Source organism: Micromonospora sp. (assembly GCF_048594385.1).
GTDB lineage: Bacteria > Actinomycetota > Actinomycetes > Mycobacteriales > Micromonosporaceae > Micromonospora > Micromonospora wenchangensis.
The window spans coordinates 1-13,773 of sequence record NZ_JBMDWU010000284.1 but is presented as its reverse complement, the minus strand read 5'-3'; the positions used below and the strand labels follow the sequence as shown (position 1 = coordinate 13,773).

4 protein-coding genes are annotated in these 13,773 nt (G+C 75.4%); all 4 read left to right on the top strand.

What is annotated here, in order from left to right:
• Window positions 1-9 precede the first annotated feature (9 nt).
• Window positions 10-3,297, top strand: a complete 3,288-nt coding sequence (locus ACOJTC_RS15420) for an amino acid adenylation domain-containing protein (RefSeq protein WP_420117399.1) — start codon at window positions 10-12, stop codon at window positions 3,295-3,297.
• The gene (locus ACOJTC_RS15415; RefSeq protein ID WP_420117398.1) at window positions 3,294-11,060 is read left to right on the top strand and encodes an amino acid adenylation domain-containing protein; all 7,767 of its coding nucleotides are present in this window, start codon (window positions 3,294-3,296) and stop codon (window positions 11,058-11,060) included. Before ACOJTC_RS15420 ends, ACOJTC_RS15415 begins: the two co-directional genes overlap by 4 nt.
• A gap of 72 nt (window positions 11,061-11,132) precedes the next feature.
• Window positions 11,133-12,905 (top strand): carbamoyltransferase, encoded by a 1,773-nt coding sequence (locus tag ACOJTC_RS15410; protein WP_420117397.1) that lies wholly within the window; start codon window positions 11,133-11,135, stop codon window positions 12,903-12,905.
• A partial coding sequence (locus tag ACOJTC_RS15405) for a condensation domain-containing protein (protein ID WP_420117396.1) occupies window positions 12,902-13,773 on the top strand: 872 nt, incomplete at its 3' end. The genes ACOJTC_RS15410 and ACOJTC_RS15405, both read left to right, overlap by 4 nt.

Here is a 13,773-nt window from a genome sequence, read left to right as displayed (position 1 = left end):
GGCGAGTTGGTGCATGAGTTGGTGGGTCGGTGGGTGGGTGTGTCGCCGGGTGCGGTGGCGGTGGTGTGTGGGGAGGTGGTGTTGACGTATGGGGAGTTGGGGGTGTTGTCGGATCGGGTGGCGGGGTTGTTGCGGGGTTTGGGTGTGGGTGGTGGTGGGTTGGTGGGGGTGTGTGTGGGGCGGTCGGTGGATGCGGTGGTGTGGTGTTTGGGGGTGTTGAAGGTTGGTGCGGCGTATGTGCCGTTGGATGTTGATTATCCGGTGGAGCGGTTGTCGTTGATGTTGGTGGATTCGGGTGTGTCGGTGGTGTTGGGGGGTTCGGGTGTGGCGGGGCGGTTGCCGTCGGGTCCGTGGCGGGTGGTGGAAGTGGATGCCGAGGGTGCGGCGGTGGGGGTGCCGGCCGCGCCGGTGGGGGTGCCGGCGTCGCCGGGGGTGAGCGGGGACAGTGCGGCGTATGTGATCTACACGTCGGGCTCGACCGGCCGGCCCAAGGGCGTCACCGTCCCGCACTCCGCGGTCACCCGGCTGCTGCACTGGGGGCGGGACTTCCTGGACGCCGGCCCCGACGACGTCTGGTCGATGTTCCACAGCATGTCGTTCGACTTCTCCGTCTGGGAGATCTGGGGTGCGTTGAGCACCGGCGGCCGGCTGGTCGTGGTGCCCTACTGGGTCTCCCGCAACCCGGAGGACTTCCACCGGCTGGTGACCGGGGCCGGGGTGACCGTGCTCAACCAGACCCCCTCGTCCTTTGCCCAGTTCGAGGAGGTCGACTCCCGGTCGGACCAGCCGCACGCGCTGCGCTGGGTGATCTTCGGCGGCGAGGCGCTGGAACACGCGTCGGTGCGCCGCTGGGCCGCGCGGCACGGCTGGGACCGGCCCCGGCTGGTCAACATGTACGGGATCACCGAGACCACCGTGCACGTCACCGCCCGTACCCTCGGGCCGGACGACGTCGGGGACGGTCTGAGCCGGATCGGCCGCGAGGTGGCCGGGCTGACCGCCCACGTCCTCGACCCGATGCTGGTCCCCGTCCCGATCGGCGCGGTCGGCGAACTGTACGTCGGCGGCGCGCGGCTGGCCCGGGGGTACGCCGGCCGGCCGGCGCTGACCGCCGAGCGGTTCGTCGCCGACCCGTACGGCAGCCGGCCCGGTGGGCGGCTGTACCGCACCGGCGACCGGGTGCGGCTGCGCCCCGACGGCGACCTGGAGTACGCCGGCCGGGTCGACAACATGGTCAACATCAGGGGCTTCCGGGTCGAGCCCGGCGAGATCGAGGGCACCCTCGCCCGGCACCCGGCGGTCGGCGCGGCCGTGGTGACCGCCCGCACCGACGGGCCCGGCCGGGTCACCCTGGTCGGCTACGTCACGCCGGCCGGCACCGCCACCCTCACCGCCACCGAGGTACGCGAGTGGCTGCGCCACCAGCTTCCCGAGTACCTGCTGCCGGCCTGGCTCATGGTGCTCGACGCGCTGCCGCTGACACCCACCGGGAAGGTCGACCGGGCGGCGCTGCCCGAACCCGACCTCGACGGCGCGGTCACCGGCCCGGCCGCCCGGACCCCGGCCGAACGCCTCCTCTGTGACCTCTTCGCCGAACTGCTCGGGGTGCCCGAGGTGGGCATCGACGGCAGCTTCTTCGGCCTCGGCGGCGACAGCATCATGTCCATCCAGCTGGTCAGCCGGGCCCGTCGCGCCGGCCTGCACCTCAAACCGAAGGACGTCTACCAGCAGCGCACCGTCCGCGCCCTGGCCGCCGTGGCGACCACCGTGGACGACCGGACCGTCGAACGCCCGGACGACGCGACCGGCGCGGTGCCGGTGACGCCGATCCTGGCCTGGGCCCGGGAGGAGTTGGGCGGCCCACTGGAGGCGTTCAGCCAGTCGATGCTGGTCCGGGTGCCCGCCGCGACGACCGTCGACCAGGTGCGGGAGGCGCTGCAGGCGCTCCTCGACCACCATCCCGCGCTGCGGATGCGGGCCCGAACCGGGGACGGGCCGTGGGAGCTGGAGATCCCGCCCGCCGGGGCGGTACGCGCCGAGGACTGCCTGCACACCGTCGACCTGACCGACGCCACCCCGGCCGGGCGCTCGATGGCCCTCGCGGACCAGGCACAGGCCGCCCGGGACCGGTTGCGTCCCGCCGACGGGGTGCTCGTGCAGGCCGTCTGGTTCCCGGCCGGCCCGCAGACCGGCAACCGGCTGCTGCTGGTCGTCCACCACTTCGCCGTCGACGGGGTGTCGTGGCGCATCCTGCTCGGCGACCTCCGGGCCGCCTGCGCCGCGCTCGGCGACGGGAGACCGCCGACGTTGGAGCCGGTGGGCACGTCCCTGCGTGGCTGGGCGCGGCAGGTCGCGGCGCTCACCGACGGACCGGTCCGCGAGGACGAACTGGCCGGCTGGACGCGGCTGCTGGACCGGCCGGCGACGCCGCTCGGCGAGCGCCCCCTCGACCCCCGGGTCGACGTCTTCGCCCGGCTGCGCAGCCTCTCCCGCAGCGCCTCGACGGACTGCACCTCGGCCGTGCTCACCACCGCCCCGGCCGCGTACCGCACCGGGGTGGACGAGATCCTGCTGACCGCGCTGGCCCTGGCGCTGCCGCCGTGGCTGGCCCGGCGGGGCCGGGGCGGCACCGACGGGGTGCTGGTCAACCTGGAGGGGCACGGCCGCGACGGTCTGGTGCCGGACGCCGACCTGTCCCGCACCGTCGGCTGGTTCACCCGCATCCACCCCGTCCGGCTCGACCCGGGTCCGGTGGACGCCGCGCAGGTCCGCTCCGGCGGTCAGGCGGTCAGCGCCGCGGTGAAACGGATCAAGGAGCAGCTCCGCGCCCTGCCACCCGCCGGCGGGTACGGCGTACTGCGCTATCTCGACCCGCGTACCGGCCCGGTGCTGGCCGGGATGCCGGCCCCCCAGGTGGCCTTCAACTACCTGGGCCGGTTCCCCGCCGCCGCACCGGACGACTGGGGGCCGGCCGAGGAGGGCGCGGTGCTGCGGGGCGGGGCCGATCCCCGGCACCCCGTGCCGCACGTGCTGGAGGTCGCCGCCGTCACCGTCGACGGCCCGACCGGCCCGCACCTGCGGACCACCTGGTCGTGGCCGGCGGAACTGCTGGCCGAGACCGACGTGGCCGACCTCGCGGACGACTGGCACGCCGCCCTGGAGGCGGTGGTGGCCGGCGCGACGGCACCGGCCGCCGGCGGTCCCACGCCGTCGGACCTGACGCTGGTCACGCTGAGCCAGGACGAGATCGACGACCTTGAGCAGGAACTGGCGGCGGAACAGGGAGCGGTGTCATGACCACGTCGAGCATCGAGGACATTCTGCCGCTGGCACCCCTGCAGGCCGGGATGATGTTCCACTCCTGGCACCAGAGCAGCGGGCCGGAGGTGCAGACCGCGCAGCTGATCCTGGACCTGCACGGTCCGCTGGACGTCGCCGCGCTGCGGGCGGCGGCGGAGGCGCTGCTGCGCCGCTACCCCAACCTGCGGGCGAGTTTCCGGGAACGCCGCTCCGGCCCACCCGTGCAGGTGGTCGTCCGCCAGCCGGAGCTGTCCTGGACGGAAGTCACCCTCGCACCGCAGGAGGACCCGGACGCCGCCCTCGCCCGGCACACCGAGGCCGACCAGGGACGGCGGTTCGACCTGCGGCGGGCCCCGCTGATCGGGTTCCGGCTGATCCGGGTCGACAGCCACCGGCACCGGCTGGTCGTCACCTACCACCACATCCTGCTCGACGGCTGGTCCACCGCCCTGCTCATCCGTGACCTGTGCTCCCTCTACGAGCAGGGCGACGTGCTGCCACCGGCTCCGTCGTACCGGGACTTCCTGGGCTGGCTGGCCGGGCGGGACCGGCCGGGCGCGGAGGCGGCCTGGCGGACGGCGCTGGCGGACCTGGCCGGGCCCACCCTCGTCGCCCCGGCCGACCCGACCCGCGTCCCGGTCTGGCCCGGCGACCTGCCTGCCGAACTCGACCCGGCGGCCACGGCGGACCTGGTGGCGTTCGCCCGCCGGCACGACCTCACCGTCAACACCCTCGTGCAGGGCGCGTGGGCGCTGCTGATCGGCCAGCTCACCGGGCGCGACGACGTGACGTTCGGCGCGGCGGTCTCCGGCCGGCCACCCGAGCTGCCCGGGTCCGAGAACATGGTCGGGCTGCTGATGAACGTGGTGCCGGTACGGGTCCGGCTGCGCCGCGACGAACCCCTGTCGGCGCTGCTGACCCGCCTGCAGCACGAGCAGGCGCAGCTCATCGAGCACCACCACCTGGGTCTGGCCGACATCCAGAAGGTCGCCGGGACCGGCGAGCTGTTCGACACCTGCGTCGCGTTCGAGAACTTCCCCGACTCCGGTGAGCTGCGCTGCGGGCCGCTGCGGGTGGAGGCGGGTGCCGCCGACGCCGCCCACTACCCGCTGAGCCTGAACGCGGCGGCCGGCACCCGGCTGCGGATGCGGCTGTCGTACCGGCCCGACCTGTTCCCGGTGGGGTTCGCCCGGGGGCTGCTGCGCCGGTTCACCCGGCTGTTGACCGAACTGCCCACCCTGCTCGGGACGCGTACCGGCCGGCTCGACCTGCTCGACGTGCCCGAGCGGCTCCGGCTGTCGACCCAGGGCCGCAACCCCGACCCGGTGCCGGTGGCGACCCTGCCGGCCCTGGTCGAGGCGTGGGCGGCCGGCACGCCCGACGCGGTCGCCGTCCGCTGCGGGGCGGACCGGCTGACGTACGGCGGGTTGAACGCGCGGGCGAACCGGCTCGCCCACGCGCTGATCGCCCGGGGGATCGGCCCGGAGCAGCTCGTCGCGCTGGTCCTGCCGCGCGGGGTGGACCTGGTCACCGCGATCCTCGCGGTGACCAAGGCAGGAGCCGGGTACCTGCCGGTCGACCCGGAGTACCCGGGCCCGCGTGTCGCGCAGATGCTCGCCGACGCCGCGCCGGCCGGCGTGGTGTTCGCCGGGGCGGACGCCGCGCCGACGGCCCGTGCCGCCGCCGTGGCCGCCGACCTGCCCCGGATCGACCTCGACGACCCGGCGCTGCTCGCCGAGCTGTCCGGGCACCCGGACCGCGACCCCACCGACCGGGACCGCCGCACCCCGCTGCTGCCGACCCACCCGGCGTACGTGATCTTCACCTCCGGCTCCACCGGCCGGCCGAAGGGCGTCGTCGTCACCCACCAGGGCGTCAGCAGCCTCGCCGCCACCCAGGCCGACCGGCTCGGCGTGGACGGTCGGGCCCGCGTCCTCCAGTTCGCCTCACCCAGCTTCGACGCCTCGTTCTGGGAACTGTGCATGGCGTTGACCTCGGGCGCGGCCCTCGTCGTGCCGACCGAACGGCTGCTCGTCGGCGACCTGCTCGCCGACTTCGTCCGGGCCCACGGGATCACCCACGCGACGCTGCCCCCGGCGGTGCTCACCCCGCTGGCCGCGCAGCCCCTGCCCACCCTGCGTTCCCTGGTGCTGGCCGGCGAGGCGTGCCCGGCCGAACTGGTCACCCGCTGGGCGGAGGGCCGTCGCATGGTCAACGCGTACGGCCCGACGGAGACGACGGTCTGCGCCACCATGAGCGCCGACCTGCGGGCCGACCGGGCCGGGTCCGGGGCCGCCGTGCCCATCGGCCGTCCGGTCCGCAACTGCCAGGTGTACGTCCTCGACGACGCCCTGCGGCTGGTCCCCGCCGGGGTGGCCGGTGAACTGTACGTCTCCGGCCGGGCCCTGGCCCGGGGCTACCTGCGCCGGCCGGGGCTGACCGCGACCCGGTTCCTGGCCGACCCGTACGCGGGGCCGGGGGAGCGGATGTACCGCACCGGTGACCTGGTGCGCTGGCGTCCCGACGGCGAGCTGGAGTTCGTCGGCCGGGTGGACGACCAGGTGAAGGTGCGCGGCCACCGGATCGAACCGGGCGAGGTGGAGGCGGTGCTGACCCGGCACGACACGGTCGCCCAGGCGGCGGTGGTCGTCCGGGAGGTGGGCGCGGGCGGGCGGCAACTCGTCGGCTACCTGGTGGGCCCGCCGGACGGCCCCGCCCCCGACCCGGCCACGGTCCGCGCCTTCGTCGCCGGCCACCTGCCCGAGTACATGGTGCCGAACGTCCTGGTGCCCCTGGCGGCCCTGCCGCTCAACCGCAACGGCAAGGTCGACCGAGCGGCCCTGCCCGCACCCGACCAGGAGCCGACGACCCCCGCCGACCAGCCGGGCACCGCCACCGAGAAGCTGCTGTGCGACCTGTTCGCCGAGGTGCTGGGGGTGCCCACGGTCGGCGTCACGGACAGCTTCTTCGGCCTCGGCGGCGACAGCATCTCGTCGATCCAGCTGGTCAGCCGGGCGCAGAGCGAGGGGCTGGCCATCCGGCCCCGGGACGTCGTCGCGCACCCGACCGTCGCCCGGCTCGCCGCCGTCGCCGACCTGGCCGCCGACCACAGCCGGGACGCCGCCGTCAGCCGTGCCGACGACGGGGTGGGCGAGTTCGAGCCGACGCCGATCATGGAGTGGCTGCGGGCGGCCGGCGGACCGGTCGACGGCTACTACCAGTCCATGGTGGTCCGGGTCCCCGCCGACCTGACCGAACCGGATCTCCGTGCCGCTCTCCAGGCGGTGCTGGACCGGCACGACACGCTGCGGATGCGGCTGGACCGGCCGTCCTGCCCCGACGGCCCGTGGCGGCTGGACGTGGCGGCGCCGGGCAGCGTACCGGCCGCGTCGGTGCTGACCCGGGTGCCCGTCGACCCGGACACGCCGGAGCCGGACCGCCGCCGGATCGTCGCCGACCACGCGGCGGCGGCCCAGGCCCGGCTCGCGCCGGGTGCGCGGATGATGCTCCAGGCCGTCTGGTTCGACGCCGGACCCGGGCACCGGGGCCGGCTGCTGCTGGCCGCCCACCACCTCGCCGTCGACGCGACGTCCTGGCGGATCCTGCTGCCCGACCTGGCCGCCGCGTGGGCGGCCGTGTCCGCCGGTGGACGGCCCGAGCTGGCCCCGGTCACCACCTCGTACCGGCGGTGGTCGACGCTGCTGGGCGAGGAGGCGACCCGACCGGCCCGCAGCGCCGAACTGGACCTGTGGCGCGGGATGCTGGCCGCGCCCCCGCCGCCGGTCGGCACCCGTGCCCTGGACCCGGCCCGGGACACCGCCCGGACCGCCCGTTCGCTGGCGCAGACCGTCCCGGTGGAGCTGTCGGCGGCGCTGCTGCGCCGGGTGCCGGACGCGCTGCACGCCCGGGTCGACGAGGTGCTGCTGGCCGCGCTGACCGTCGCGGTCGCGTCGGGCCGGCCGGGCGGGCTGCTGGTCGACGTCGAGAGCCACGGCCGGGAGCCGCTGGCCGACCACGTCGACGTCGCCCGTACCGTCGGTTGGTTCACCAGCCTGTATCCGGTGCGGCTGGACCCGGGGGCGGTGGACTGGGCGCAGGTGTGGGCCGCCGGGCCCGCCGTCGGCACCGTCGTGCGGCGGGTCAAGGAGCAGCTCCGCGCGGTGCCCGACCACGGCATCGGGTACGGGTTGCTGCGCTACCTGAACCTGGCCACCGGCCCCGAACTCGCCGGACTGGGCCGCCCGCAGCTCGGCTTCAACTACCTGGGCCGGCTCGGTGGCGGCACGGTCGAGGCGGACTGGACCCCCGTACCGCAGGACGCCCTCGGCGGTGATGTCGACGCGGACATGCCGCTGCCGCACGCGGTGTCGCTGAACGCCGTCACCGTGGACCTCGCCGACGGGCCGCAGCTGCGGGCCACCTGGACCTGGGCCGGCGACGCCGTGCCCGAGGCCCGGGTCCGCGAGCTGGCCGACGGGTGGCTGCGCGCGCTGGAGGTGCTGGCGGACAGCACCGCGACCCCGGCGGTGGGCCGGATCCCCTCCGACTTTCCGCTGGTCACGATCGGTCAGGGGGAGCTGGACACGATCTCGGCCGAGCATCCCCGGCTGACCGACCTGCTGCCGCTGGCCCCGTTGCAGGAGGGCATCCTCTACCACGCCACGTACGCCGGGACCGGCGCGGACGTCTACACCGCCCAGCTGACCCTGGAGCTGACCGGCCGGCTGGACCCGGCGGCCCTGCGTCGGGCCGCCCGGGACCTGCTGACCCGGCATCCGCATCTGGGTGCGGCGTTCCGGCAGCGGCTCACCGGCCCCCCGGTGCAGGTGATCGGCGACGGCGTCGAGCTGCCCTGGCAGGAGGTCGACCTGTCGGCGCTGCCCGCCGGGCAGGCGCAGGCCGAGGCCGCCCGCATCGCCGACACGCAACGGCGTCGACGCTTCGACCCGGCCCGGCCGCCGCTGCTGCGGTTCAGCCTGGTCCGCCTGGGTGCCGAGCGGTACCGCCTCGACTTCACCCACCACCACATCCTGCTCGACGGCTGGTCGCTGTCGCTCGTCGTCCGCGACCTGATCGCGCTCTACGAGCACCATCGGGGGGCCGCCGCCCCGCCGCCGCCGGTGCCGTTCCGCACCTATCTGGACTGGGTGGCCCGGCAGGACCGGCCGGCCGCCGAGGAGGCGTGGCGGACGGCGCTGGCCGGGCTGGCCGAACCGACCCTGCTGGCCGGGCCGGGTGCCGCCCACCCGACGGCGCTGCCCCGCGACCTCGACGTCGAGCTGGACGAGGGGCTGACGGCGGCGCTGACCGCCCTGGCCCGGGAGCGGGGCGTCACGGTGAACACCGTGCTCCAGGCCGCCTGGGGGGTGCTGCTCGGTTACCTGACCGGGCGTGCCGACGTGGTGTTCGGGATGCCGGTGGCGGGCCGCCCGCCGGAGCTGCCCGGCGTCGCGACGATGGTGGGGCTGTTCCTCAACACGCTGCCGGTACGGGTACGGACCGGCCCCGGGGAGGCGTTCGGCGACCTGCTGACCCGGCTGCACGGCGAGCAGTCCGCGCTGGTGCCGCACCAGTACCTGGGGCTGGGCGCGGTGCAGCGGCTCGCCGGCACCCCCGGCACCCTCTTCGACACCCTGTACGTCTTCGAGAACTACCCGGTCGCGCTGGACGGCACCCCGGCCCTGGGCGAGGCCCGGATCACCGACGTGCAGGGCCGCGACGCCACCCACTACCCGCTCGCCGTGGTGGTGCTCCCCGGGGCCCGGATGCGGATCCGCCTCAGCCACCAGCCGGACCTGGTCTCCCCGGCGACCGCCGACGCGGTGCTGGAACGGTTGCGGGCGCTGCTGGCGGCGGTCGTCGCCGACCCGGGTATCCCGGTGGCCCGGCTGTCCCCGCTCACCGGGGCGGACCGGCGGCTGCTCGCCGAGGCCAACGACACGACCGTCCCGCCGGCCCGGACCGATCCGGACACGCTGGTCGGCCGGTTCGAGGCGCAGGTACTACGCACCCCGGACGCGGTCGCCGTCCACGACGGCGACGGGGAGCTGAGCTACGCCGACCTGGACGCCGCCGCCAACCGGCTGGCCCACCTGCTGATCGGGCGCGGCGTCGGCCCGGAACGGGTGGTGGCCGTCGCGCTGCCCCGCTCCACGGCCAGCCTGGTGGCGATCCTCGCCACGGTCAAGGCGGGTGCCGCGTACCTGCCGGTGGACCCGGAGTATCCGGCGGCACGGCGGGCCCTGATGGTCAGCGACAGCGGGGCCGACTGCGTGCTGACGACCGGGGGGACCGTCGGGCAGTGGGTCGCCGCGGGCTGCCCCGCCGACCGCTGCCTCGACGTCGACGCCCCGGCCGTGGGGGAACTGCTCGCCCGGCAACCGGCGACCGCCCCCACCGACCGGGACCGGTCCACGCCGCTGCGCGTCGCCCATCCCGCCTACGTCATCTACACCTCCGGCTCGACCGGCCGGCCCAAGGGCGTCGTCGTGCCGCACGCCGGCATCGTCAACCGGCTGGCCTGGATGCAGGACCGGTACCGGCTGACCGCCGCCGACCGGGTCCTGCACAAGACGAGCCTCAGCTTCGACGTGTCGGTGTGGGAGATGTTCTGGCCGCTGTCCACCGGCGCGGCGGTCGTCGTCGCCGACGCGGACGACCAGCGGGACCCGACCAGGCTGGCCCGGCTGATCGAGCGGCAGCGGGTCACCACCGCCCACTTCGTACCGTCGGTGCTGGCCGCCTTCCTGGCCGAGCCGGTCGCGGCGCACTGCGTCGGCCTGCGCCGGGTGATCTGCAGCGGCGAGGCACTGGACCCGGAACTCGCCCACCGGTTCCACGCCACCTGCGGCGCGGACCTGCACAACCTGTACGGGCCCACCGAGGCGTCCGTGGACGTCACCCACTGGCCGGTGCCGGCGGGCAGCCGGGCGGCGTACGTGCCGATCGGGCGGCCCATCTGGAACACCCGGGTGCACGTGCTGGACGGTTTCCTGCGTCCGGTGCCCCCGGGGGTGGTGGGCGACCTCTACCTGACCGGCGTCGGTCTGGCCCGGGGCTACCTGGACCGCCCCGGGCTGACCGCCGAGCGGTTCCTGGCCGACCCGTTCGGCGGGCCGGGGGAGCGGATGTACCGCACCGGGGACCGGGCGGCCTGGGACCCCGCCGGCCAGGTGGTCTTCCACGGGCGCGACGACCAGCAGGTCAAGGTGCGGGGCTTCCGCGTCGAACTGGGCGAGATCGACGCGGCGCTGGCCCGCTGCGCCGGGGTGCTGGCGGCGGCGACGGCGGTCCGCGAGGACGTGCCGGGCATCCGCCGGATCGTCGGGTACGTGGTGCCGACGCCGGCAGCCCCGTTCGATCCGGTCCGGTTGCGCGACGAACTGGCCGCGAGCCTGCCGGCGCACCAGGTGCCGGCGGCGTTCGTCGCGCTCGACGCGTTGCCGCTCGGGCCGACCGGCAAGCTCCACCGGGCGGCCCTGCCCGCGCCGCCGACGCCCACCGCCGACCCGGTCGCCGCCGCGCCGGTCGACGGGCTGCCGGCCCGGCTGTGCGAGCTGTTCAGCGAGGTGCTGGGGGTGCCGGCGGGGGTCGACGACGACTTCTTCGACCTGGGCGGGGACTCGTTGACCGCGATGCGGCTGGTGCACGGCGTCGAGGCGGCGCTCGGCGTCGACCTGGAGGTCGTGGAGCTGATGGCGCACCCCACCCCCGCCCGGCTGGCCGCGCGCCTGCCCGAACCGGTGCCGGCCGCCGACTGACCCGGCCGCCCTCCCACCGACCAGCGGCCGTCCGTCGGCCGACCCCACCCCTGCGAACGAAGGTTGACGACAATGCTGACGCTGGGATTCAGCGGCCTCGACCGCGGCACGGCGCTCAAGCGCGCGATACTCGGCGACGGGTGGCGGCGGGAACAACGGATCGTCCAGGGCCTGGACTCCGCGGCGGCGCTGGTCGACGAGACCGGGGTGATCGCCGCCGCCGCCCAGGAACGCTACGACGGCGACAAGGGCACCGGCCGCTTCCCCCGGGACGCGATCGACGCCTGCCTGCGGGCGGCCGGGGCGACGATGCGTGACGTCGCGGTCGTCGCGCACGGCTTCCGCTACGAACCGTCCCCGGTCTGGCAGCTCGACCACCTCTCCACCCGCTGGTACGAGGAGGTGTACGCGCAGCGCGTCCAGCGGGAGGTCTTCGCCGCCCACTACCCGCCGGCCGTCGGCGAACCCCGGTTCGTGCACGTCGGGCACCACGTGGCCCACGCCGCCAGCAGCTACTACCTCAGCGGGTTCGACGAGGCGCTGGTAATGGTGGCCGACGGCATGGGCGAGCAGGAGTCGCTGACGGTGTTCGCGGGGCGGGGCGCGGTGCTCGACCCGCAGGGCAGCTACCCGATCATGAGTTCGCTGGGCATCCTCTACAGCGTCTTCACCCACTATCTCGGCTTCCAACCCGGGATGGACGAGTACAAGGTGATGGGCCTGGCCCCGTACGGCGACCGGCAGCGCTACCGGGCCACCCTCGACGAGTTCGTCCGGCTCGACCCCGACGGCGGGTACGCCGTACCGCTGCTGTCGGCCAACAAGTCCCCGATGGAACGCGAGACGCACCAGGGGGTGCTGCGCCGGCTGGAGGAGAAGCTCGGGCCGGCCCGCGAGCCCGACGCGGAGCTGGGGCAGCACCACATGGACGTGGCCGCCGCCCTGCAGGACGCGCTGGAACGCACCCTGCTGCACGTGCTGACCGAGTACCGCCGCCGCACCGGGCTGCGTCGGCTCTGCCTGGCCGGCGGGGTCGCGCTGAACTGCTCGGCGAACGGGGTGATCCTGCGCAGCGGCCTCTTCGACGAGGTGTTCGTCCAGCCGGCCTCCGGGGACGACGGCACCGCGCTCGGGGCGGCCCTGGCCGCGCTGCGCGAGGCGCGGCCGGCGACGCCGACCGGGATGCGGATGCCGTACTGGGGGGACGGGTGCACCGCCGACGACGTCGCGGCGGCGCTGCGGGACCTCGGTCCGGGTTTCGAGATCCGCCGGTACGCCGAGGCGGACCTGGTCCGCGAGACGGTCGCGTTGATCGAGGGCGGGGCCACCGTGGCGGTGTGCCAGGGCCGGATGGAGTTCGGCCCGCGTGCCCTGGGCAACCGCAGCATCCTCGCCGACCCGCGCTCGCCCACCATGCGCGAACACCTCAACACGGTGGTCAAGCAGCGTGAGGAGTTCCGCCCGTTCGCCCCGGCGGTGCCGGTGGAGGACGCCGCCAGGTACTTCGACATCCCGCCGGGCACGGAGGCGGCGTTCCGGCACATGCTGATGGTCACCGGCGTCCGGGCGCCCTACCGGGACCGGTTGCCCGCCGTCACGCACGTCGACGGGTCGGCCCGGGTGCAGGTGGTGCACCGCGAGGACGCGCCGCTGTTCTGGGGGCTGCTGCGCGAGATGGGCCGGCGGACCGGGCTGCCGGTGCTGGTCAACACGTCGTTCAACCTGCGGGGTCAGCCCATCGTCCGGACCCCGGCCGAGGCGGTCGCCACCTTCGCCCGGTCCACCCTGGACGCCCTCGTCCTCGACGGCCACCTGGTCCGCCGCACCGCCGGGGGGCCCGCGTGAGCGTCGACCACGAGCCGGCGGCGGTCGACACCCCGCCGTACGAGGAGATCGTCCGGGCCGCCTTCGGCCAGGTGCTCCGGCGGGCGGAGATCGCCCCGGACGCCGACTTCTTCGACCTCGGCGGGCAGTCCCTGCAGGCCGTGGAGGTGGCGCTCGAACTGCGTCGGCGGATCGGCGTACCGGTCGAGATGGACCTGCTGTTCCGCTACCGACGGCCGGTCGACCTGGTGGCGCACCTGGCCCGGCTCGCGCCGCCGGCCCGCCGGGTGCCGATCTCGCCGACCGAGGAGCGGCTGCTGTTCCTGGACCGGCTGCACCCGGACTCGCCGCTGTACTGCGTCCCGGTGCGGTACGAGTTCGCCGGTGCGGTCGACGCCGAGGCGCTGCGTGCCGCGCTGCAGGAACTGGTGGACCGGCACGAGGCGCTGCGGACCTGCTTCCCGGCGGACGGGCGGAAACTGGTCCGGACGGCCGCCACGCTGCCGTGGACCGTCGTCGACCTGTCCGGCGAGGAACCGGACCGGGCCGCCGCCGAGTCCCGGCGGCACCTCGACGCGCAGGCCCGCCGCCCGGTCCCCACCGACGTGCCGCCGCTTGCCCGCGCCTGCCTGGTCACCGAGCCCGGCGACCGCGCGGTGCTGCTGCTCACCCTGCACCACCTGATCGCCGACCAGCACTCGCTGGACCTGCTCGACAGTCAGCTCCAGCAGGCGTACGGCGCCCGGGTCGGCCTCGCCGGGGAGCTGCCACCGGTACGCCGCCGTGGCCTGGCCAACCGGCCCGACGCGGCGGAGTCACTGGCCCACTGGCGGGATCTGCTCGCGGGGCTGGGGGGTCGGCTGGCGCTGCCGACCGACCGGCCCCGACC